This is a genomic window from Streptomyces sp. CA-294286, from assembly GCF_050947155.1.
Classification (GTDB): Bacteria; Actinomycetota; Actinomycetes; order Streptomycetales; family Streptomycetaceae; genus Streptomyces.
In genome coordinates this window covers 3767158-3789611 of the sequence record NZ_CP192005.1, presented here as the reverse complement: position 1 = coordinate 3789611, position 22454 = coordinate 3767158, and the positions used below count along the sequence as shown (strand labels likewise).

Below are 22454 nucleotides of genomic sequence, written 5' to 3'. Positions count from 1 at the left end.
GCCGCCGTGCCGTTGGCTGAGGTTCCGGTGCCTGCTGCCGAGAGTGGCTCGCGGACCGGGACGGGAGGCGGGTCGTCGGGCGGCAAACCCCGGGGAACCGGGTTCGTTCCCCCTGCTTAGGTGCGGGGTGCTTGCCGCGAAGGGTCGGGGCGTTGGGTCAGGCGTCGGTGGGTCAGGCGTCGGTGCTGCCGGGATGCGCGGGAAAGACCGACGGGGGCGTTTCGAGGTGTTCGAGCTCGATTCCCGGTGCGGAGAGCACGACATCGCCCGCGAGGTGGATCAGGTGTTGTTCACCGGTGTCCAGGGCGCTGACCTGGTACTCGTCCACCGTCAGGGAACCGTTGTCAGTGGTGTGTGCTTCGCTTTTCACCAAGGCCCAGGACTGGTCGAGCGTACGTGGTGCCAGGACGGGGTCGGTGAAGGCGACCAGGCGGACGCGAGTGGCGGGGGAAGCGGGGGTGAGGCGCAGGAGCCGGGCGGTGGCGACGAGGAACGCCGGGGAGGTGCCGGTGAAGGCATGGGCGCGGACATTGCCTTCGGTGGCGTGCTCGCCGGTCGGGTCGGTACGGACCCAGGTGACGCCGTCGAGGGCGGCTCCCCGTACCTGCCAGCTGGAGGCGTGGAGTTCGAGCCGGATGGGGCGGCCCAGTTCGTCGAGGGCGAGGTCGACGGAGCCGGCGTGGCGGCCGGAAGGGGTGGTGGTCTGAGAGACGTAGCGCCAGCCGGAGGGACCTGGTGCGCAGTGGAAGTGTTCTTCGCCGAGAGGGGTGTGATCGTGGGTGTCGTGAAGTGAGTAGCGGCCGCGGGGCATGGGGTCCTTCGGGTCTTGCGGATCGCACGGGGGCGGGCACGGGGCAGGCCCCCGGCGCGGGAGTCCGGGGGCCTGCCCGACAGCCGGCGCCGTGCTGCGGCGAGGCTGTCGACTGCTGGTGAGCGGCGTGGTGCCGGTCGGCTCAGTAGCGGTAGTGGTCCGGCTTGTACGGGCCCTCGACCGGGACGCCGATGTAGTCGGCCTGCTCCTGGCGCAGGGTCGTCAGCTTGACGCCGAGGGCGTCGAGGTGGAGGCGGGCGACCTTCTCGTCGAGGTGCTTGGGCAGCACGTAGACGTCGGTCGGGTACTCCTCCGGCTTGGTCCACAGCTCGATCTGGGCCAGGGTCTGGTCCGCGAACGAGTTGGACATCACGAAGGACGGGTGGCCGGTCGCGTTGCCCAGGTTGAGCAGGCGGCCCTCGGACAGCACGATCAGGACCTTGCCGTCGGGGAACGTCCAGGTGTGGACCTGCGGCTTGACCTCGTCCTTGACGATGCCCTCGACCTTGGCGAGACCGGCCATGTCGATCTCGTTGTCGAAGTGGCCGATGTTGCCGACGATGGCCTGGTGCTTCATCTTGGCCATGTCGGAGGCCATGATGATGTCCTTGTTGCCCGTCGTGGTGACGAAGATGTCGGCGATGGAGACGACGTCGTCCAGCGTCGAGACCTGGTAGCCGTCCATCGCCGCCTGCAGGGCGCAGATCGGGTCGATCTCGGTGATGATCACCCGGGCACCCTGGCCGCGCAGCGACTCCGCGCAGCCCTTGCCGACGTCGCCGTAACCGAAGACGACGGCGACCTTGCCTCCGATGAGGACGTCGGTGGCACGGTTGATGCCGTCGATGAGGGAATGCCGGCAGCCGTATTTGTTGTCGAACTTCGACTTCGTCACGGCGTCGTTCACGTTGATCGCCGGGAAGAGCAGGTGGCCGTCGCGCATCATCTCGTACAGGCGGTGGACACCGGTGGTGGTCTCCTCGGTCACGCCGCGGATCTCGGAGGCGAGCTGGGTCCACTTCTGCGGGCTCTCGCCGAGGGTGCGGTTGAGGAGCGTGAGGATGTGCGCGTACTCCTCGGAGTCCGCCGTCGACGGGTCCGGAGCGGCACCCGCCTTCTCGAACTCGACGCCCTTGTGGACGAGGAGGGTGGCGTCGCCACCGTCGTCCAGGATCATGTTCGGGCCGCCGGTGGCGGTGTTCGGCCAGGTCAGCGCCTGCTCCGTGCACCACCAGTACTCCTCAAGGGTCTCGCCCTTCCAGGCGAAGACCGGGACGCCCTGCGGGTCCTCGGGAGTGCCGTTCGGTCCGACGGCGATGGCGGCGGCGGCATGGTCCTGGGTGGAGTAGATGTTGCAGGAGGCCCAGCGGACATCGGCGCCGAGCGCGACGAGGGTCTCGATGAGAACGGCCGTCTGGATCGTCATGTGCAGCGAGCCGGTGATGCGCGCGCCGGCCAGCGGCTGCGCGGCGGCGTACTCGCGACGGATCGACATCAGGCCGGGCATCTCGTGCTCGGCGAGGGTGATCTCCTTGCGGCCGTAGGCGGCGAGGGAGAGGTCGGCGACCTTGAAGTCCTGGTCGGTGGCGACAGTCGTCATGAAGTGCTGCTCCTCGTGAAGTGGTGCGAGGCGGTTACGGCTGATCTGCGGCGGCGGGCATACGAATGCCCGAGCACTCGCAGCGCAGTCCGTCGGAGGCCCTCTCTCCCTCGGCCGGTCCTGCGGACCGCCCGACCGCCATCAGCAGCGACGTCTGGCTAGGTTACGAACCTACACCGATCGGCCCAGCGGCCCCCAGCCCGTCCGGGGTCTGATCCTGGCCGGAAGTCGTGTGGCAGCCGGGGCACATCCGGCACCTTCAGGACTTTCTGTGCAGGTGGTGGGGAGGGTGTCGCTGGTCGGACGCGGCGGAGGGGATCTGCTGCGGGAGTTTCGGGCGCGGCTGGAAAATGTCCGTTCGGCGTGGGGCGAAGCGCCTTCGGGGCTGTGTGGCGCCCGCATTCGCGGAGCGACCTGCTTTCGGCGCGTGGACGGGGTGCCGGACGCGAGAAGGCCCCCGTCCGGATGGGCGGGGGCCTTCGGGGCGGAGCGCGTCAGTGGGCAGGACCGGCCGGGGTGCTCCCGGGGTTCTTGCCCGTGGCGGCCGCGGTCTCGCTGTAGATGTCGGGCTCCAGGTAGATGACCCGTGCGATCGGTACGGCTGCGCGGATGCGGTCCTCGGCGGCGTTGATCGCCTGGGCGATCTCTGCGGCCGTGTCGTCGTGCTGTACGGCGATCTTGGCGGCGACGAGGAGTTCTTCGGGGCCGAGGTGGAGCGTGCGCATGTGGATGAGGCCGGTGACCGTCTCACCGTCGACGACGGCCGCCTTGATCTTGTCGACCTCGTCGGTGCCGGCCGACTCGCCCAGCAGGAGCGACTTGGTTTCGGCTGCGAGGACGATCGCGATGATGATCAGCAGGATGCCGATGCAGAGGGTGCCGACGCCGTCCCACACGCCGTTGCCGGTGATGAGGGCCAGGCTGACGCCGACGAGCGCGAGGACCAGGCCGACGAGCGCACCGAGGTCTTCGAGGAGGACGACGGGCAGTTCGGGGGCCTTCGCGCGGCGGATGAAGTCCTTCCAGGACTGCTGGCCGCGGGTCGCGTTGGATTCCTGGATGGCCGTACGGAAGGAGAACGACTCAGCGATGATCGCGAAGACGAGTACGCCGACCGGCCAGTACCAGGCCTCGATCTCGTGCGGGTCGTGGATCTTCTCGTAGCCCTCGTAGATGGCGAACATGCCGCCGACGGTGAAGAGCACGATGGAGACGAGGAAGGCGTAGATGTAGCGCTCGCGGCCGTAGCCGAAGGGGTGCTGCGGGGTGGCTTCGCGCTTGGCCTTCTTGCCGCCGAGCAGGAGCAGGCCCTGGTTGCCGGAGTCGGCGAGCGAGTGAACACTCTCCGCGAGCATCGAGGACGAGCCGCTGAAGAGGAACGCCACGAACTTCGCGACGGCGATCGCGAGGTTGGCGACGAGTGCCGCCACGATTGCCTTGGTGCCGCCTGACGCGCTCATGGGTACAGGGTTCCTTTCTGGAATTCCTGGTGGACGGGGATGTCCTGAATGCTGCGGCCGAAGCGCCACATGGAGGTGCGGCCGCACATTGTTGCAGCTTCGGGTGGTGAGTGTGGGGCGCTGGTGCGTCAGGTCACCACGGTGGCACGGAAGACCGTGCCGGGCCCGCGCAGTTCGGTGTGTTCGCCCGCCGGTACGAACACGGAATGGCCTGGGCTGAGCGGGAGTTCACCGGCCCGGGGCGTGCCCGCGGTGCAGAGCAGGATCTGCGGGGCGCCGGCCGGAAGACGTACCGGGGCGGCGTCCTGGGGCAGGACGTACCGGGAGAGCCGGAACTCGTCGGTCGGGGTGACGTAGAGCTCTTCGCCGTCCGGGGCGGCTTCGGGGCGCAGAACGCCGGGATCGGTGGCCTCGAAGCGGACGACGCGCAGGAGTTCGGGGACGTCGACGTGCTTGGGGGTGAGGCCGCAGCGCAGGACGTTGTCCGAGTTCGCCATGATCTCGACGCCGAGGCCGTCCAGGTAGGCGTGCGGAACGCCGGCACCCAGGAACAGGGCCTCACCGGGCTGCAGTTCCACGTGGTTGAGGAGCATCGCGGCGAGGACGCCCGGGTCGCCCGGGTAGTGGTGGGCGAGGGACGCGGTCATCGCGTGAGCGGCTGCTTCGCGGGGCGGCGTGCCGGGGGCGGCGGCCAGGCGTCCGGCCGCGGCGGCCGCCTCCGTGACCGTGTCGGCGATCTCGGCGCGGTCGGCGGCCAGGACCGCGGTGAGGACTTCACGCAGGGCGGCCTCCTCGGGGCGGGCGTGCAGCAGGTCCGCGTACGGCTTGAGCGAGTCGACGCCGAGGGATTCGAGGATCTCGGCCGATTCGGCGGGAACTCGGAATCCGCACAGTCCGTTGAACCGGGTGAGTGCACAGATCAGTTCGGGTTTGTGGTTGGCGTCCTTGTAGTTGCGGTCCGGGGCGTCGATCGGGACCCGGCGGCGTTCCTCGTCGGCGTACCCCTCCTGCGCCTGGGCGAGGTCCGGGTGGACCTGGAGCGAGAGCGGTGCTCCGGCGGCGAGCACCTTGAGGAGGAACGGCAGTCGCGGGCCGAATTTCCTCACCGCCGCCGGGCCGAGTTCGGTCTCGGGTGCGGCGGCGATGACGTCGGACAGGGCGTACGACTGTGCTGTCCCGTCCTGGGCCGCTCCCGCGCTGCGTGTGCGGGTGAGTCGGGAGGGCGCGCCGGGATGGGCGCCCATCCACAGCTCGGCCTGCGGTTCGCCGGTGGGCTCGGTGCCGAGGAGTTCCGGGATGGCGGTCACGGAACCCCAGGCATAGGGGCGCACGGTGTTGTCGAGGCGGTCCATGGTGGCTCTTTCCGGTCCGGGGCCCTGGGGCGGAGACGATCCGGCGGACGTCCGCCGGGAAGCGTCAGTCGGCGGGCGGAGGTGCGGATGCGGCGAGGGAGAGGTAAGCGGTCGCGAAGTCCGTGACGGCGAGGAGTTCGGCGAGGCTTTCCAGCTCGCCGCCCTCGGCGGGTTCGAGTTCGCTGAGTGCCGTGTCGTGGCCGAGTGCGAGTTCGCGGGCGGCCGGGGCCGCGGTGAGGCCGCCGGCGGGGCGGTCGCGCAGCAGTACCACCCGGGCGCGCAGGGCCTGGGGGTCCTCCACGCGGTCCCGGAAGAAGTCCTCCGGGTCGGCTCCGGCGGCGTACGTGCCGGTGAGGAGCATGCCGTGGGCGGGCAGCGCCTCGGGCAGCTCGGCGGCGAGGGCGGGGCGGCCCGCCAGCTCGGCCAGGACGGCGGCGAACCGGCGGCCGACCGGGCTCGCGACGGTGCCTTCCGTCCAGACCAGCGGGAGGGAGTCGGCCAGCTCGGTGGCGAGTGTCTTGGCCGGGTTGCTGTACGTGGCGACGGCCGGGCCACAGCGCTCGGCCGTGTGGTCGAGGCGGTCGGCGACGAGTTGGAGGGTTTCGGGGGGCGCGGAGAGGAGACCGACGCGGTCGAGCAGGACCAGGAGCGGGGTGAGCAGGGCCCAGAGGGCGCCGGGGCCCGCGGAGGTGCCGTTGTCGTACTCCTCGTACGGGGCGGCCGCCATGGGCACGACCACTCCGTGCACGCCGCTGACGGACTCGCTCAGCGGGGAGCGTTGCGGGGCGACCGCGACGACCGTGCAGCCGCGGCGGTACGCCTGTTCGGCGAGGAGGGCGAGGCCGGGTTCGGCGCCGTCCGTCGTGACGAGCAGCAGGAGGTCGACGGAGCCGGCCCAGCCGGGGAGCGTCCAGCGCAGGGCGCCGGCGGCGGGGGCGACGCCGGTCGGGTTCAGTCGGGTCACCGGGCAGGCGGCGCCCGCGAGCGTGGTCAGCAGGTCGCTCACCCCCACGGCGGCGATGCCGGGGCCCGCGATCAGTACGGCGCGGGGGCGACCCTCCGGCTTGAGTTCGGCGAGGCCGGCCTCGGTGGCGTGCCGGGCGGCGGTGCGTACCCGGGCTCCGGCCTCGGCCGCACCGCGGAGAAGCCCGCGGTGGTCGGCTCGTGCCAGAGCTTCCGGGGCGTCGAGCAGCGACTCGTCGAGCATGGGGTGAAGCCTCCGATCGCCTTGCGCGGCTTGGGACTTGCGGGGTGCCAGGAGGGGGCGGGACCGAGGCCGGGGCCGGGGCGGCGGCTCCCGGGGGACGGGGGTCGACTTCCGGGAGGTGGCCGGGGTCCCTGGGCGTGGCCTGCCCGGGTGGCCGGGGGCCGGGCGTGGTGGCCCGGCCTCGGCGTCCATCGGCCGGGCCTGGCGGTGGCCGGGCCTGACGGCGGTCCGGCCTGGCGGTGGTCGGGTCAGGCGGGGCGGCGGGCTTCGTCCACGAGGAGGACCGGGATGCCGTCGCGTACCGGGTAGGCCAGTCCGCAGTCCTTGCTCGTGCAGATCAGTTCCGGGGTGTCCGCTGCCGTCTCGTCGCCGAGCGGGGCGTGGCAGGCCGGGCAGGCGAGGATCTCCAGGAGGCCGGCTTCGAGCGGCATGGGGTGGGTCCCTTCAGAGCGTGCGGGGTGCGGGTGCGGTGCGGGGGTGCGGGGTGCGCGGGGTTCAGGTGCGCGGGTGCGTGTACGGGTTGGGCGAGGTCAGCGTACCGCCGGGGTGGGGTGGGGGGAGGGGGTTGGGGGTGCGGGTTCCGGGGTGGGACGGGGTGAGGGGTGAGGGCGTGGGAGGTGCGGGTGGGGCGTGTGGGTGCGGGTGAGGGCGTACCGGGGCGGGGCGTAGGGCAAGGAGGCGGCGTCCGCCGAGGGCCGCCCCCTTGCCCGCCCTCCCCCAAGCACTCGGCTTCGCTCGCACAGGGAGGTACCCCCGCGCCCCCGGGGGGCGGCCGCACCGCCCAAGGGTGCTGACGTAGAGGCGGACCCGGCGGTTGGGGGCACTGCCGCAAAGGCGAGCCCGCCGCCCACGGGCGCTGACGTAGAGGCAGGCCCGCCCCCACGGGTGTGGCGTGGGGGCGGGTCCGGTGGTGGCCAGACGTGGTGACGTAGCGAGCGATCGCGATGCCCAAGGGGGCTCGTGTCGGACGCGCCGCCGCCGAGGGAGCTACCGGGAGGGAGGGAGTGGAGTACGAGTGGGGCCGGGGTGGGTGGGGTCAGGGGCGGAGGAGGGAGAGGGTCTGGTCGCGGATCTGGCGCATGGTGGGTTCGTCGCGGGCTTCGACGTTCAGGCGCAGGAGGGGTTCGGTGTTCGAGGCGCGGAGGTTGAACCACCAGTCCGCGGCGGTGACCGTCAGGCCGTCGAGGTGGTCGAGGGTGACGTCGTCGCGGTCGGCGTAGAAGGCCGCGACCGCGGCGGTGCTGGCGGCCTGGTCGGTGACGGTGGAGTTGATCTCGCCGGAGCCGGCGTAGCGGTCGTACGAGGAGACCAGGGCCGAGAGGGGGCCCTCCTGCCCGCCGAGCGCCGCCAGGACGTGCAGAGCGGCCAGCATGCCCGTGTCCGCGTTCCAGAAGTCCTTGAAGTAGTAGTGCGCGGAGTGCTCGCCACCGAAGATCGCACCGGAGACGGCCATCTCGGCCTTGATGAACGAGTGGCCGACGCGGGTCCGCACGGGGGTGCCGCCGTGTTCGCGGACGACCTCCGGGACCGACCAGGAGGTGATCAGGTTGTGGATGACCGTGCCCTGCCCCCCGTTGCGGGCGAGTTCTCGGGCGGCGACGAGGGCGGTGACGGCGGAGGGGGACACCCCCCGGCCGCGTTCGTCCACGACGAAGCAGCGGTCGGCGTCGCCGTCGAACGCGAGACCGAGGTCGGCGCCCTCGGCGAGGACGCGGGCCTGGAGGTCGACGATGTTCTTCGGGTCGAGCGGGTTCGCCTCGTGGTTCGGGAACGTTCCGTCGAGTTCGAAGTACATCGGGACGAGGGTGAGCGGCAGGGACGCGAAGACGGTGGGCACCGTGTGCCCGCCCATGCCGTTGCCGGCGTCGACGACGACCTTCAGCGGGCGGAGCGCGGAGAGGTCGACGAGGGACAGCAGGTGGGCCGCGTAGTCCTGCAACGTGTCGCGGGAGCTGAGGGTTCCCGGGGAGGTGGCAGGGGTCGGCGCACCGGTTTCCGACCACTTCTCCACCAGGGCGCGGATCTCCGCGAGGCCGGTGTCCTGACCGACCGGGGCGGCTCCGGCGCGGCACAGCTTGATGCCGTTGTACTGCGCCGGGTTGTGCGAGGCGGTGAACATCGCGCCGGGGAGGTTCAGCGCGCCGGACGCGTAGTAGAGCTGGTCCGTCGAGCAGAGGCCGATCTCGGTGACGTCCGCTCCCAGGGCCGCCGCGCCGCGGGCGAAGGCCCGCGAGAGACCGGGCGAGGAGGGCCGCATGTCGTGGCCGACGGCGATCGCGTCCGCGTCGGTGACTCGTACGAAAGCGGCTCCGAACAGTTCCGCCAGGGTTTCGTCCCACTGGTCGGGGACGACTCCCCGGACGTCGTACGCCTTGACGATCTGTGACAGATCAGCAGCCACGGCCACCCCTCCTGAAATTCCTGTTCGGTGCCCCAAAACTACCCGTGCGGGGGTACCGCGGGCCGTGCGGTCCGTGCGGAGCTCTCAGGAGGGAAGACGCTACGGGGAGAACTACTCGGGCGACCGGAGGACCCTCAGGTGGCCGCGCCGGGTGGTGGAGGGTGCGGCGGGGTTGGCCGTACGCGCGCTGTTGGCGTCGGATTCGGCGGCACGTTCGTGCGGCCGGGCGGCCTCGCGGACGGCGTTGGCGAGGGCTTCGAGGTCGTCACCGCTGGGACGGGCGGGGCCCGAGCTGTCGGAGAGCCGGACCACTTCCCAGCCTCGGGGCGCGGTCAGCCGATCCGAGTGCTCGGCGCACAGGTCGTAGCAGTGGGGCTCGGCGTAGGTGGCGAGCGGACCGAGAACTGCGGTCGAGTCCGCGTAGACGTACGTCAGTGTCGCGACGGCAGGGCGGCCGCACGCGGTGCGCGAACAGCGACGTACAGGGCTCACGAGGTTGGACGGTACCGCACTCTTGAACGGGCCGCGACGACTCACCCCCGACGTCACCCCACCGTGTCGCCCCCGGGGCGTTCCCCTGCGTGGCCCCGGGGTGGCCGCGCTGACCTGCGGGAAGGGGGCGGAGCGGAGGGATCGGTCCGGTCATTTCGGTCGGCGGGCGCCGTGTTTGCGCCGATTGACGAGGGCGTGCGGTCGTGGACAGGCGTGATTTCGAGCCCCTGCTTGGCTGAAACGATCAACCGGGGACAGGCGCGGCGCCCGGCCGGAGGCCGGATCGTGAGGCTTGCGGGAGGGCTACGCTGCGTCAGTGATGGACAGTTCCGGACCGCACCGATCCCCCGGGCCGCACGCAGTCGGCTCCCAGCCCGCCGAACCGCCCCCCGCCGGCCCCCGGCCGCGCAGGCGCGACCGGCACGGCCGCGGCATGCGCGGCCCGGTGGCACCGCCCCAGGTGCCGCTCTCGGTCAGCCGGGCGGAGGTGTTCGGCGATCTCGTACGGGACTCCGTCGAGCGGCTGGAGCGACGCTGGCCGCAGCTCTCCGAGGTCGACTTCCTGGTGCTCGACGTGCCCCGCGCGCCGAGCGCGGAGGGGTCGGACGACTGGACGGACGAGCCGGTTCCACTCGGTGGGGTGATCGCGTCGGGCAGCACGGGTGAGGGCAGCCCGGCACGCGTGGTGGTCTACCGGCGTCCCGTGGAGATCCGCACGAAGAGCCGGGACGAGCGGGCGCTGCTCGTGCACGAGATCGTCGTCGAGCAGGTGGCCGAGCTGCTGGGGCTGGCTCCCGAGTCGGTGGATCCGCGCTACGGCCAGGACTGAGCCCCGCCCTCTGGGGGCACACACGCTCCCGCGCCGAGCTGCACCCACTACGGCAGGACCGGACTCGACCGTTCCCGACCATTTCTGACCGCAAAGGCCCCCCTCGCGCGGGAGGGCCTTTGCGATCACTTCCGTTCACACGAACCGGCGATCGGCGTGCGCCGGAGGTGCGTACGCCCCAGGGCTCCGCAGGTGTCGGAGGTGCGCACGGGGCCGGGATCCGTACGGGTCAAAGGCGCGGACGGTGCCGGGATCCGTACGGATCGGAGGTGCGCACGGGGCCGGAATCCGTATACGCCGGCGGTGCACAGGGAACCGGGACCCGTACACGCCCGCGGTGCTACGGAACCGGGGCGTCCGTCAGTCGTCCAGGACCGACAGGTCGCTCTGCGCCCGGGGCACCACGACGGTTCCCCTGTCGTCCGGCAGGGTCTGGATGGTGAACATCGGGACGTTGTCCTCGGGGAACTGGAGCATCCGCGCCGCGTGCACCGGACCGCCCGAGACCGTCTCGACGGTCAGCGCGTACGAGCCCTTCAGCCCGGTCGGCACGGGCGCCGTCAGCGACTGCGTCGTACCGGCCTTGACCTTATACGTCTTGACGACCGGCGCGCCGCCGCCGCTGCCCGCCGACGCGGTCACCTTCACCTCGCCGGCCGCCCCCGGCGCGACCAGCGAGAGCACCCCGCCCTGCGCCCTGTTGTCGGCCACCGTGGAGCGCGCGCCGATCGCGGCGGTCGCCGGGACGAAGGCCACCTCCTGCTTGTCCTTCGTGCCGCGCACGATCCGCACCGCGGCCACCACGGGGGCCCCGCGCCCGCCCTGCGAGGGAGTGAGCACCAGGGAACCGGCCTCGCCCTTGGTGACGTCACGCAGGTCGAGCGAACTGGTCATCCGCGACTTCACGTGCAGCGTCTCCGCCCCGGCCGGGGTGAGCGAACCGTTGGCGCCGGCCAGCCGCACCTTCAGATCGGCGTCGTCCTCACCGGTGGCGAACACCACCAGGCGCACCGAGGTGGCGTCGGCCGGGATGCCGGGGAGCACCACGCTGCCGGACGGGTCGGCGGAGGCGGCCAGCCAGTCGCTGCCCGCCTTCGCCTCCACGGCCTGCACGGCGGCGGCGACGCGCCCCGCGCGCGTGCGGACGTGCACGGTCGCGTCCGTCACCCGGGTGGACGACAGCGTGGACAGCAGCACCGCGACGCTGGAGCGCGGCGGCACGGTGATGTTCTGTCCCGCCTCGGACTTGAGGGAGCCCTGCGGCCCGTACAGCTCGACGTCGGCGACGGCCGCGGAGTCGTCCGGATTGGTGAGGTGGACGTAGTCCTGGCGGGTGGCCGCGGTGCTCGCGCCGGGGAACCAGAACGCGGTGTCCGGTGCCGTGCAGCTGACTCCGAGGACTCCGCGCGAGGTTCCGGCGGCGACCTTGGTCGTCTGCTGCGCGGCCCAGCCGGGCGCGAGAGCGCCGTCCGCGGTGCCGACGAGGGCGGGGCGCTCCGCACCGCTCGCGGTGACTGTGGCGGGCGTTCCCGGCCCCGCCAGCGAGACGACCGGTTTGTCGGCGGCCTTGCCGCCCGCCGGGAACAGTTGCGCCTTGCCCGGCTTCGCGTCGCCGCCCCGGCCGGGCGCGGCGTCGTTCCTGGGGGTGAAGGCGGAGTACGTCGTCTCCGCCAGATCGGACGTGCTCGGCGCCGGGCAGAGCAGGCTGGAGCGTTCCACGGGCTGCCGTGCCGCGGCGGTCGCGGGGGCGCCCTTGGCGTCCGGGCCGCCGGCGCCGTCCGGGGCGGTGACGACGGCGAATCCGGTGACGGCGGCGAGGGCGGTGGCGGCGGCCAGCAGGGAGAGGGTCGCGCGGTTCATCGGTGGTTGCTCCCGTCGGGACGCTGCCGTCCGTTGTCCTGGTCGTCAGCGAAGGGGTCGTACGGCGGCTGCTGCGCGGGGGGCTGCGGGTCGTACCCGCCGCTCGCGTAGGGGTCGTACGGCTGCTGCGGGTAGCCGTACGCGTCGTACTGCTGTCCCTCCGGGTAGCCCTGCTGGGTGCCGTACGGGGCGGGCTGGGGGGCGTCCTGGCGGTAGGTGTCCGGCGCGTAGGGCGAGTGTGCGGGCACCTCGGCGTCCCATTGGCCGTACGACGCCTGCTGGGGCACCGCCGCGTAGGGGTCCTGGTCGCCCTCGGGCGCCGGGTACGGGGAGGCGTAGGGGTCCACGACCTGGGCGGCCGGTTCCTCCTGCGCGGTCTCCGCCTCGGCTGCCGCGCGCAGCCTGCGCGCCCGGCGGCCCTCGCCCTCGACGGGGGCGGCCGAGAAGTCGGGGGCCGCCTCCTCGGGCAGGTCGTCGTCGATCTCGCGGCGCCGGCCGGGCAGTGCGAGCACCACCAGGAGGAGGGCGAGCGCGCCCTGAACCCAGAGCCAGACGGTGTGGGTGAGCGGCGCGGAATATGTCAGGACAAGCTTTCCGCCTCCGGCGGGCAGGTCGAAGCCCTGGGCCCAGCCGTCGACGGTCTTCTTCGTCAGCTCGCGGCCGTCGAGCGTGGCCTTCCAGCCGGGTGCGGCGGCGTCCGCGAGACGCAGCACCCGGCCCTGGCCGCCCTGCGGGACGGTGGTGTGCGCCTCGACGGCCCCGGAGGCGACGGGTTGGGCTTCCGCGCCCTCGCCGGGCGGCACGATCATGAGGCGGGCGACCTGGCGGTCGACGCGCCACAGGGCGCTGCCGTCGAGCTGGCTGAGCCGGCCGAGGCCGGGGGTGGAGTCGAGCACGCGGCTCACCTCGCGGGCGCCGGCGCCGTCCCGTACGAGGACGTAGCGCACGGCGAAGGCCCCGAGCTGGTCCGCCTGGTCCGCGCCGGAGCCCGCGACGAGGTTCGAGACGATCTTGTCGAGCTGCGGGGTGGCGGCGCCCGCCTCGGTCAGTTCCGCGTCGCCCAGGCGTCCGCCGGAGCCGCGTACGAGCGAGTACGACACCCGGTCGGCGGAGGTGCCGCCCAGGACCAGGGTGCGGGGCTGGTCGCGGGTGGTGGACTCCTCGGCGACGAACGCGGGCACCTGGACCGGGTCGCGTCTACCGAGCGGCCCGTCGGCGCCGGTGATCAGCCAGCCCGCCGCGGCCAGTGCGGGTCCTGCGGCCGCCGCGAGGGCGATCAGCACGGCGACCGGCTGGCGCCAGCCGAAGCTCTGCGAGGCCACGCGTACGCGGGCGCCGTCGGCGCCGAGCACGGTGGCCGCGATCAGCGCGAGGCCGTAGACGAGGGTGGCGGGACCCGCCCAGCCGTCCCGGTTGGTCAGTACCGCGAGGACGAGGCCGAGGAGGGCGACCACCCAGGCGCTGCGGATCGCGAACTGCCGCTCGCCGCGCAGCAGGGCGGCGAGCGCGCCGAGCACGATGCCGATGAGCAGCAGTCCGCCCGCCGCCTTCGGTCCGCCCGGACTGATGCCGAGGAGGTCCAGCGGGGTCGCCGAACCCGCGCCGAAGGGCAGCCCCGCCTCGCGCAGCAGGGCGGCGGGGTCGGTCAGCAGCGTCAGCGACCACGGGGCGAGCACCAGCACGGGTGTGCCGACGGCGGCCGCCCAGCGCAGCGCGTAGGCCACGAGGTCGTCGCGGCGCAGTACGAGCACGCCGAGGCCCAGGAGCACCGCGAGCGGCCACACGACGGGGGTGAACGCGGTGGCGACGGTGAGCAGCAGCGCGTACGCCCATACCGAGCGCCAGGCGGCCCGTGTGCCGTCCGTGCTGCGGGCGCCGCCGGCGGAGACGGCGCAGCGCGCGATGAGCGGCAGCAGCACGGCCAGGACCGCGGTGCCGATCCGGCCGCCCGCCAGCGCGCCCGTGACGGCGGGCAGGAAGGCGTACGCTACGGCCGCCCAGGCGCGCAGCAGCCGGGACTCCACCAGGGGCCGGGAGACGAAGTACGCGGTCAGTCCGGCCAGCGGGACGGCACCGACCAGGAGCACGGTGAGGGCCGTGTGCGCCGAACCGAACAGCAGGGTCGCGAAGGCGGCGAGGAGCGCCAGGTACGGCGGTGCTGTCTGGGTGCCGCCGATGCCCGTGGGGTGCCAGGCGTGGGCGTAGCGGGCCCACAGTTCGGACGCCGCGTCGGGGGACGGCAGCAGGGCGCCGCCCGCGAGGGAACCGCTGCCGAGGAGGCCGCGGCAGGCGACGAGGGCGACGAGCAGCAGCAGGGCGAACAGGACGGGGCCGGGCTTGCGGGCGACCTTCTTGACGCGGGCGAACTGCTCGACCTCCAGGAAGTCCGCGTCGTCGCCGCCGGGGCCGGTCTCGACGGCGCCGTGCCGGGAGCCCCCGGAGTCCGCCTCGGTGCTGCCGCCGAAGGACCCGGCGATCTGTTCGACGGTGGCCCGCAGGGTGGCGCCCGGCGGCGGGAACAGCGGCCGCAGTTCGCTCGGCTCGACGGCCCCCTTTCCGCGTGCCTTGCGGGCGGCCAGCACGCGTCCGGGGCGCAGCAGGACGCCGAGCAGTCCGGTGACCTCGTCGACGGCCTGGCCCGGCACCTTGCCGACGAGGTAGGCCAGCGTCCTCAGGAGGGTGCCGACGAGGAGGCGCAGCAGGACGTACGGCAGGATCGCGCCCCGGGCGTTGACGAGCATCGTGTAGACGGCGCCCGCCTTGTCGACGCGGTGCGGGTTGGCGACGGAGCGGCCCGCGCAGTCGACGGTGCGGCGCTCGCGGGCGGCGGCCTCGGCGTGCCGCAGGACCGCGTCGGGGGCGACCAGCACGTGGTGGCCGGCCGCGTGCGCGCGCCAGCAGAGGTCGACGTCGTCGCGCATCAGGGGCAGCCTGCGGTCGAAGCCGCCCAGTTGCTCCCACACGTCGCGGCGGATCAGCATGCCGGCGGTGGAGACGGAGAGTACGGAGCGGACCTGGTCGTGCTGCCCCTGGTCCTGCTCCCGGCGGTCCAGGCCGGTCCAGCGGCGGCCGCTGTTGGCGATGGAGACGCCGACTTCGAGGAGCTGCTTCCTGTCGTACCAGCCGCGGAGTTTGGGGCCGACGATCGCGGCGTACTGGTCGGAGTCGGCGACCCGGAGCAGTTCGGCGAGGGCGTCGGGGGCGGGGGCGCTGTCGTCGTGCAGCAGCCACAGCCACTGCACGGGCTCGCCGTGCGGCAGGTCCGGCATGTCGTAGGCGTCGTCGCGCCACTGCCTGCTGACGGGGTCCCAGCCGCTGGGCTTCTTCAGGTACGGAAGGTCTTCGGGCGTCAGGACGCCCGCCGTGCGGACGGCCTCGTCGACGGCGGTGCCGAAGCCGGTGCGGCGGGCGAGGTGCAGGACGCGCTCGTCGCCCAGGGCCTCGGCGACGAGATGGGCGGAGTCGTCGGCGCTTCCGGTGTCGGCGGCGACGGCGTTCTGCACGGGGCGTTCCTGGCCGAGCAGCCCGTGCAGTACGTCGGGCAGCCAGCGCGCACCGTCGTGGGAGACGAGTACGGCGGTGACGACGTGCCGTGGGAACTCGGGCGGGGTGGCGGCGGCCGCGTACGGGGCCGTTGCTTGACTGACGGACATCGACGTACGGGCCCTCCGGCCGGGGTCCGGGGGTCGCCCCCCGGAAGGCTGGTGTTGCTGACTGCGGCGCACGCGCGGGCCCTCGCGGGGGCGTCGGGTGCGATCGCTGGACAGCGGCCCACACTAACGGCTGTGCATACGGACGGTCCGCCGCCTGCGGGGAAGGGGCAGGCGGCGGACCGTCTCTTGTGTACGACCTTGTGCTGTTTTGCTGGGCGGGGCGTCGGCGCCTCACCGAGGCCGCGGCGCGGGACCGCCCGCCGACGTGCTCAGACAGCGGCCTTCTTCAGTCTCCGGCGTTCACGTTCCGACAATCCGCCCCAGATCCCGAAGCGTTCGTCCTTCGACAGGGCGTATTCGAGGCATTCCGAGCGGACTTCGCAGGAGAGGCAGACTTTTTTCGCCTCACGCGTGGAACCACCCTTCTCGGGAAAGAAGGACTCGGGATCGGTCTGGGCGCACAGCGCGCGCTCCTGCCAGCCGAGTTCCTCGTCCGCGTCGTCGACCAGCAGTTGCTGGAACAGCTCGGTCATGTGCGCCCCTCGTCTGTCTTTTGCTTCCCCGTGATGTTGCCGTCACCGAATCCGGCCGAACGACACGAGTGAAATTACAAGTGTGTAGCTCCGTGGCGGTCAAGCTCAGGTCTGCTATTGGGCCCGTTATTCACTCTGCGGAACCAAAGCTTTGCAGAAAGTGTTCAAATCGCCAAAAACCGTGACACATGACCTCACCCCTTGCGGGTACCCCGGACACACGGGAAGACGCGGTTCGGAGTGATCTTGTTGCGGCCGATCCGACGAAGCGACTCGGATCACAGTCGGATCACGGCGCGGCAACGGCGTCAGGTGCGCGGAGAAAACCCGGGCGCGGGCGCGGTCGAAGCGCCATTTCTCCTCGTCAGTGACTGCACAAACCCTTCTCCGGGCGAGGTAACCGAAAGAGGTGAATCCTGGCCGCCAAAGCGGTCCCCGAGTTGACAGCCGCGAGGGGGCCCGTCACCTTTGTTCTCATGCCAGCGAGCGCAGCACCCACCCGGACCCGCACCCGTGCGGTCCTCTGTGCTGCCCCGGCCCGCTGTCACTGTTGCTGTCACAGCTGTTGAAGCCACCCGCGCTCCAGCTCTGATCGGCCGCACACCGCATCCCGTGTGCGCTGCATCTCCCCGCAGTCGCCCCTCCGAGGGGCGAGGCTCTGCGAACCCGTTCTGCGACACCCCAGCACTCACTGCCGAGGAACCCCCGCACCATGAACAGCGACAGCGACCTGCAGATCGCCGGCGACATCCTTGAGGTCCCGCACCTCCTGGCCCCCGCCCGCGAGCACCCCTCCACCGTGGCCGAGTTCGCCGGTCTCGCCCGAGCCGTCGCGGCCGACCGCGCGCAGTGGGCCCCGCTCGTCGAGTACGACGCCACCACCCGCTGGTACCACCGGCTGCGCACCGGACCCGGCTACGAGGTCTGGCTGCTCAGCTGGGTCCCGGGGCAGGGCAGCGGGGCGCACGACCACGGCGCGTCGACGGGGGTCCTCACCGTCCTCCAGGGGGAACTCACGGAGCGCAACGACAGGGGCGCCCGGATCCTCGGGACGGGCGCGCAGTACGTGTCCGTACCCGGTCACGTCCACGAGGTCGTCAACGACTCGCTGGAGCCGGCCGTCAGCCTGCACGTCTATTTCCCGGGGCTGACGGAGATGCCGATGTACGGCGCCGGCGCCCGGACCGCGACTGCCGCGACTGCCCGACAGGATGTCAGTACCGCCTGAGAGACTTCTCGGCATGCGCATTGTGGTCTTGGCAGGCGGTATCGGCGGTGCCCGTTTTCTTCGCGGCCTCAAGGAGGCGGCACCGGAGGCGGACATCACCGTCATCGGCAACACCGGTGACGACATTCATCTGTTCGGGCTGAAGGTCTGTCCCGACCTCGACACGGTGATGTACACCCTCGGCGGTGGCATCAACGAGGAGCAGGGCTGGGGGCGTGCGGAGGAGACCTTCCACGTCAAGGCCGAGCTGGCCGCCTACGGGGTCGGACCGGAGTGGTTCGGGCTCGGCGACCGTGACTTCGCGACGCACATCGTGCGGACGCAGATGCTCGGCGCCGGGTACCCGCTGAGCGCCGTCACCGAGGCCCTGTGCGAGCGGTGGCAGCCGGGCGTGCGGCTGATCCCCATGTCCGACGACCGCGTCGAGACGCACGTGGCGGTCGACGTGGACGGCGAGCGCAGGGCGGTGCACTTCCAGGAGTACTGGGTGAAGCTGCGCGCGTCCGTGGACGCGCACGCGATCGTGCCGGTGGGCGCCGACCAGGCGAAGCCCGCACCGGGCGTGCTGGAGGCGATCGCCGGGGCCGACGTCATCGTCTTCCCGCCGTCGAACCCGGTGGTGAGCGTCGGGACGATCCTGGCGGTCCCGGGCATCCGCGAGGCCATCGCGAACGCGGGGGTGCCGGTGGTGGGCCTCTCCCCCATCGTCGGCGACGCTCCGGTGCGGGGCATGGCCGACAAGGTGCTCGCGGCCGTCGGCGTGGAGTCGACCGCCGCCGCGGTGGCGCAGCACTACGGCTCGGGCCTGCTGGACGGCTGGCTCGTCGACACGGTCGACGCGGCCTCCGTGCGGGAGGTCGAGGACGCGGGGATCCGCTGCCGTGCCGTACCGCTGATGATGACGGACCTGGCGGCGACCGCCGCGATGGCACGGGCCGCACTGGAGCTGGCCTCGGAGGTACGGACGTGAGCGGCGTGCGGGCGGGCGCGGACGGCGTCGCGGGACCGGACGGCGACGCCGCGGGCGAGGGGGCGCCCGGGTACCGGGTGTGGGCGGTCCCCGGGCTGCCCGAGGTCCGCGAGGGCGACGACCTCGCGAAGCTGATCGTGGCCGGGGAGCCGGGGCTGACCGACGGGGACGTGCTGCTCGTGACCTCCAAGATCGTCAGCAAGGCGGAGGGACGGATCCTCGCCGCGGACTCGCGCGAGGACGCGATCGACGCGGAGACGGTACGGGTGGTGGCGCGGCGCGGGACGCTGCGGATCGTGGAGAACCGGCAGGGGCTGGTGATGGCCGCTGCCGGGGTGGACGCCTCCAACACCCCCGCCGGGACCGTGTTGCTGCTGCCCGAGGATCCGGACGCCTCCGCACGGGCGATTCGCGACGGGGTGCGGGACGCGCTGGGCGTCGAGGTCGGGGTCGTCGTCACCGACACCTTCGGGCGACCGTGGCGCAGCGGGCTGACCGACGTGGCGATCGGGGCCGCCGGAGTGCGGGTGCTCGACGACCTGCGGGGCGGCGTCGACGCGTACGGCAATCCGCTGAGCGCGACGGTCGTGGCGACGGCGGACGAGCTGGCCGCCGCGGGCGACCTGGTGAAGGGCAAGTCGGCCGGGCTGCCGGTGGCCGTGGTGCGGGGCCTGGCGCACGTGGTGGACGCGCGCGCGGACGATGGCGATGAGGGCGCCCGCGCGCTGGTACGCGGGGCGGCCGACGACATGTTCCGGCTCGGGACCTCGGAGGCGGTACGGGAGGCGGTGACGCAGCGGCGCACGGTGCGCGAGTTCACGGACGACCCGGTCGATCCCGGGGCGGTGCGGCGGGCGGTCGCCGCCGCGGTCACCGCGCCTGCGCCGCACCACACGACGCCGTGGCGCTTCGTGCTGCTGGAGAGCGAGGCGGCGCGGGTGCGGCTGCTGGACGCGATGCGGGACGCGTGGATCGCGGACCTGCGCGCGGACGGGAAGTCCGAGGAGTCGATCGCCAAGCGGGTCCGGCGCGGAGAGGTGCTGCGGCGGGCTCCTTATCTGGTCGTGCCCTGTCTGGTGATGGACGGCTCCCACGCGTACGGGGACGCCAGGCGGGACGCGGCCGAACGGGAGATGTTCGTGGTGGCGATGGGAGCCGGGGTGCAGAACTTCCTCGTCGCGCTGGCCGGGGAACGGCTGGGGTCGGCATGGGTGTCGTCGACGATGTTCTGCCGGGACGTGGTGCGGGAGGTGCTGCGGCTTCCGGCGGAGTGGGATCCGATGGGCGCGGTGGCGGTGGGGCGGGCGGCGGGTGCGCCGGCGGAGAGGGCTGAGCGGGGGGTGGGGGGGTTCATCGAGGTGCGGTGAGGGGGGTGCTGGGGCTTCGGGGGTGTCGCGCGGGGGCGTCGGCGGCGGGAGGGGTGCGTGGGGTGGCGGTGCGTGTGCGGTGCGGGTGCGTGTGCGGGGCGCGTGCCGTCCGACGTGGGGCGTACGGCACAGAGTGCGCGTGCCGTCCGGGGCGGGGCGTACGGCGGAGGGTGCACCTCCGGTGGGGGCCGCCCCCCCTTGCCCGCCCGTTCCGCCCCCGGGGGGCGGCCCCGCCGCCCAAGGCGGCTGACGTCGCGGCCCCGCCGCCCAAGGGGGCTACGGGGGGGGGAGCCTCGCCGTTCAGGAGGCGCGCGTCGGGTGGGTGTGGGGGTCGTAGGCTTTGGGGGTGGCTGGGCGATTCTGGGTGGGGCGGGCGGAGCTGGGGCTGGTGCTGGGACCGCTTCGGCGGGGCCCCGCCGACCCCACGTTCCGGGTGACGCCGGACGGAAGCGTGTGGCGGGCGAGCCGTACGCCCGACGGACCGGGCACGCTGCGGTTCGGCGCGGGCTCCGTGGATGCCTGGGGCCCCGGGGCACAGTGGCTGCTGGACCGGGTTCCGGACCTGCTGGGCGCACGGGACGAGCCGCACGGCTTCGTCGCGCATCACCGGGTGGTGGCGCAGGCCGCGCACCGCAATCCCGCGTTGCGGCTGTGCCGGTCCGGGCTGGTGCTGGAGTCGCTGATTCCTTCGGTGCTGGAGCAGAAGGTCACCGTCATCGAGGCGTACCGGTCCTGGCGGGCCCTCGTGCGCCGGTTCGGCGAACGTGCGCCGGGGACGGACACCGGGGCGCCCGAGGACCTGTACGTGATGCCTTCGGCCCGCCAGTGGGCGCTGATCCCGTCGTGGGAGTGGCACCGGGCGGGCGTCGACGCGAAGCGTTCCGACACCGTCGTACGAGCCGTACGGGTCGCCGCCCGGCTGGAGGAGGCCGCGGAGATGCCGTACGTGAAGGCGAAGGCCCGGCTGGAGCTGGTGCCCGGCATCGGGCCGTGGACTTCCGCCGAGACCCTTCAGCGGAGCAACGGGGCGCCGGACGCCCTGACGGTGGGCGACCTGCACCTGCCGGGGATCGTCGGGTACGCGCTGGCCGGCGACAGGAACGCCACCGACGCGGACATGCTGGAGCTGCTGGCGCCCTACGAGGGTCAGCGGCACCGGGCCGCCCGCCTGATCATGCTCACCGGCCTCACCCCGCCCCGCCGGGCCCCGCGCATGGCCCCCCGGCGCATCGCCCACCTCTGAGGAGAGCCGGGCGCGGCTGTGTGGTGGGAACGGCGGCGCGGGTGGGCTGCTTCGGGTCGTTGGTTCCCGGTTGTGTGCGGGGGCGGGGCGTTTCAGGCCGCTCGTTCCCGGGCGCGCGCGGGGCTCACCGTCTCCGCCCGCGCAGTCCGGCACCGCCCGTCTCGTGCCCCTCTCGTCCGCGCAGCCCGGTATGCGCTTGCCCCGCGCCGCCTCCCTGTGCCCGCCCACGCCGACGCGCGCCCACGCCGACGCCCGCCCGAGTCGCGCCGTGACGTACGGGGGCTGCCCCTCCGTCGCACGGGGAGGGCCGCTGGCGGGGGGCGTGGGGCGGGGGCCGGTTTGCGGGCTACTGGTCCGAGGAGAAGCGGACCGAGGCCGCCGGGAGCACCGCGTCGCACCAGACGCGGACGCCGGGGTTCAGTTCGTTGTCGGGGCCGACGCTCGCGCCGTCGCCGACGACCGCGCCCAGCAGCGTCGTACGGGCGCCGATCCGGGCTCCCGCGCCGACCAGGGAGTCCGTGATCACCGCGCCGGCCTCGACGACCGCGCCCGCGAGGATCGTGCTGCCCTCGATCCGGGCCCCCTCGCCGACCGTCGCGTCCGTGCCGATGACCGTGCCGCCGGTGAGTTTGGCGTCGGGGGCGACGACCGCGCCCGGCATGACGAGGCGGTCCCCGCAGCGGCCGGGGACCGCGGGCGAGGGCGCGCGGCCCTGGACGAGGTCGGCGGAGCCCCGTACGAAGGCCTGCGGGGTGCCCAGGTCCAGCCAGTACGTGGAGTCGACCATCCCCTGGAGGTGCGCGCCGGAGGAGAGCAGGTCGGGGAAGGTCTCGCGTTCGACGGAGACCGGGCGGCCGGTGGGGATGGTGTCGATGACCGAGCGGCGGAAGACGTACGCGCCGGCGTTGATCTGGTCGGTGACGATTTCCTCGGGGGTCTGCGGTTTTTCCAGGAAGGCGGTGACGCGGCCCGTGTCGTCGGTGGGCACCAGGCCGAAGGCGCGCGGGTCCTCGACCCGGGTGAGGTGCAGCGAGACGTCGGCGCCGGAGGTCCGGTGGGTGGCGACGAGGGCCGCGATGTCCAGGCCGGTGAGGATGTCCCCGTTGAAGATGAGGACGGGCTCGTCGGGGCCCGAGCGGAGGCGGGGGGCGACGTTGCGGATGGCGCCGCCGGTGCCGAGCGGCTCGTCCTCGGTGACGTACTCCAGGTGCAGGCCGAGGGAGGATCCGTCGCCGAAGTGCGGCTCGAACACCTCGGCGAGGTAGGAGGTCGCGAGGACGATGTGTTCGACTCCGGCCGCCTTCGCCCGCGCCAGCTGGTGGGTCAGGAAGGGCACGCCCGCCGCGGGGACCATGGGCTTGGGGGTGTTCACCGTGAGCGGCCGCAGCCGGGTTCCCTTGCCCCCGACCAGGAGGATCGCTTCAGTCACCTTGTCGTCTCTGCTTCCT

At 73.0% G+C, this 22454-nt stretch carries 17 protein-coding genes; 5 read left to right on the top strand and 12 right to left on the bottom strand.

All coding sequences use genetic code 11. The features are described from left to right. Window positions 1-172: 172 nt before the first annotated feature. The 8 genes from ACQPZG_RS21580 to ACQPZG_RS21545 form a co-directional block, all read right to left on the bottom strand. On the bottom strand, window positions 173-811 hold the full coding sequence (locus ACQPZG_RS21580; protein WP_433547377.1) for a hypothetical protein: 639 nt from the start codon (window positions 809-811) through the stop codon (window positions 173-175). 142 nt (window positions 812-953) lie between these two features. After that, a complete protein-coding gene (gene ahcY, locus ACQPZG_RS21575; protein ID WP_433547376.1) occupies window positions 954-2411 on the bottom strand; it encodes an adenosylhomocysteinase in 1458 nt (485 codons plus the stop codon). A gap of 494 nt (window positions 2412-2905) precedes the next feature. After that, window positions 2906-3871: a cation diffusion facilitator family transporter gene (locus ACQPZG_RS21570; RefSeq protein WP_433547375.1), complete on the bottom strand. Its 966-nt coding sequence runs from the start codon at window positions 3869-3871 to the stop codon at window positions 2906-2908. A 128-nt stretch (window positions 3872-3999) separates the two neighbouring features. Next, window positions 4000-5223, bottom strand: coding sequence for a mannose-6-phosphate isomerase, class I (gene manA, locus ACQPZG_RS21565; protein ID WP_433547374.1), 1224 nt, complete (start codon window positions 5221-5223; stop codon window positions 4000-4002). Between the two features lie 64 nt (window positions 5224-5287). Next, window positions 5288-6430 (bottom strand): SIS domain-containing protein, encoded by a 1143-nt coding sequence (locus tag ACQPZG_RS21560; RefSeq protein ID WP_433547373.1) that lies wholly within the window; start codon window positions 6428-6430, stop codon window positions 5288-5290. Window positions 6431-6678: 248 nt separating this feature from the next. Continuing rightward, entirely contained in the window at window positions 6679-6861 is a 183-nt protein-coding gene (locus tag ACQPZG_RS21555; protein ID WP_362418180.1) for a Trm112 family protein, read from the bottom strand. Window positions 6862-7466: 605 nt separating this feature from the next. Continuing rightward, window positions 7467-8831: a phosphomannomutase/phosphoglucomutase gene (locus tag ACQPZG_RS21550; protein ID WP_433547372.1), complete on the bottom strand. Its 1365-nt coding sequence runs from the start codon at window positions 8829-8831 to the stop codon at window positions 7467-7469. A 111-nt stretch (window positions 8832-8942) separates the two neighbouring features. Continuing rightward, window positions 8943-9368, bottom strand: coding sequence for a DUF3499 domain-containing protein (locus ACQPZG_RS21545; RefSeq protein ID WP_433547371.1), 426 nt, complete (start codon window positions 9366-9368; stop codon window positions 8943-8945). 274 nt (window positions 9369-9642) lie between these two features. Here ACQPZG_RS21545 and ACQPZG_RS21540 point away from each other — a divergent pair, with 274 nt between their 5' ends. After that, the gene (locus tag ACQPZG_RS21540) at window positions 9643-10152 is read left to right on the top strand and encodes a metallopeptidase family protein (protein ID WP_433549495.1); all 510 of its coding nucleotides are present in this window, start codon (window positions 9643-9645) and stop codon (window positions 10150-10152) included. A gap of 360 nt (window positions 10153-10512) precedes the next feature. Here ACQPZG_RS21540 and ACQPZG_RS21535 read toward each other — a convergent pair whose 3' ends face one another. From ACQPZG_RS21535 to ACQPZG_RS21525, 3 genes are all read right to left on the bottom strand, one after another. After that, window positions 10513-12012, bottom strand: coding sequence for a DUF5719 family protein (locus ACQPZG_RS21535; RefSeq protein ID WP_433547370.1), 1500 nt, complete (start codon window positions 12010-12012; stop codon window positions 10513-10515). Further along, entirely contained in the window at window positions 12009-15665 is a 3657-nt protein-coding gene (locus ACQPZG_RS21530) for a glycosyltransferase (RefSeq protein ID WP_433547369.1), read from the bottom strand. The genes ACQPZG_RS21535 and ACQPZG_RS21530 overlap by 4 nt, the downstream gene beginning before the upstream one ends. 269 nt (window positions 15666-15934) lie before the next feature. Next, on the bottom strand, window positions 15935-16198 hold the full coding sequence (locus tag ACQPZG_RS21525; protein WP_185028840.1) for a WhiB family transcriptional regulator: 264 nt from the start codon (window positions 16196-16198) through the stop codon (window positions 15935-15937). Window positions 16199-16910: 712 nt separating this feature from the next. Here ACQPZG_RS21525 and ACQPZG_RS21520 point away from each other — a divergent pair. The 4 genes from ACQPZG_RS21520 (at window position 16911) to ACQPZG_RS21505 (ending at window position 21006) form a co-directional block, all read left to right on the top strand. Then, window positions 16911-17426, top strand: a complete 516-nt coding sequence (locus tag ACQPZG_RS21520) for a cysteine dioxygenase (protein ID WP_433547368.1) — start codon at window positions 16911-16913, stop codon at window positions 17424-17426. A 13-nt stretch (window positions 17427-17439) separates the two neighbouring features. Further along, on the top strand, window positions 17440-18396 hold the full coding sequence (gene cofD, locus ACQPZG_RS21515; protein WP_433547367.1) for a 2-phospho-L-lactate transferase: 957 nt from the start codon (window positions 17440-17442) through the stop codon (window positions 18394-18396). A gap of 77 nt (window positions 18397-18473) precedes the next feature. Continuing rightward, complete coding sequence (locus tag ACQPZG_RS21510; RefSeq protein WP_433549494.1) at window positions 18474-19763, top strand: coenzyme F420-0:L-glutamate ligase; 1290 nt, start codon at window positions 18474-18476, stop codon at window positions 19761-19763. Between the two features lie 346 nt (window positions 19764-20109). Next, window positions 20110-21006 carry a DNA-3-methyladenine glycosylase family protein gene (locus tag ACQPZG_RS21505; protein ID WP_433547366.1) on the top strand — a complete coding sequence of 299 codons (897 nt, stop codon included), beginning with the start codon at window positions 20110-20112 and terminating at the stop codon, window positions 21004-21006. Between the two features lie 346 nt (window positions 21007-21352). On the opposite strand, the gene ACQPZG_RS21500 is transcribed toward ACQPZG_RS21505, so the two are convergent. Further along, window positions 21353-22435: a sugar phosphate nucleotidyltransferase gene (locus ACQPZG_RS21500; protein WP_433547365.1), complete on the bottom strand. Its 1083-nt coding sequence runs from the start codon at window positions 22433-22435 to the stop codon at window positions 21353-21355. Window positions 22436-22454: the final 19 nt, after the last annotated feature.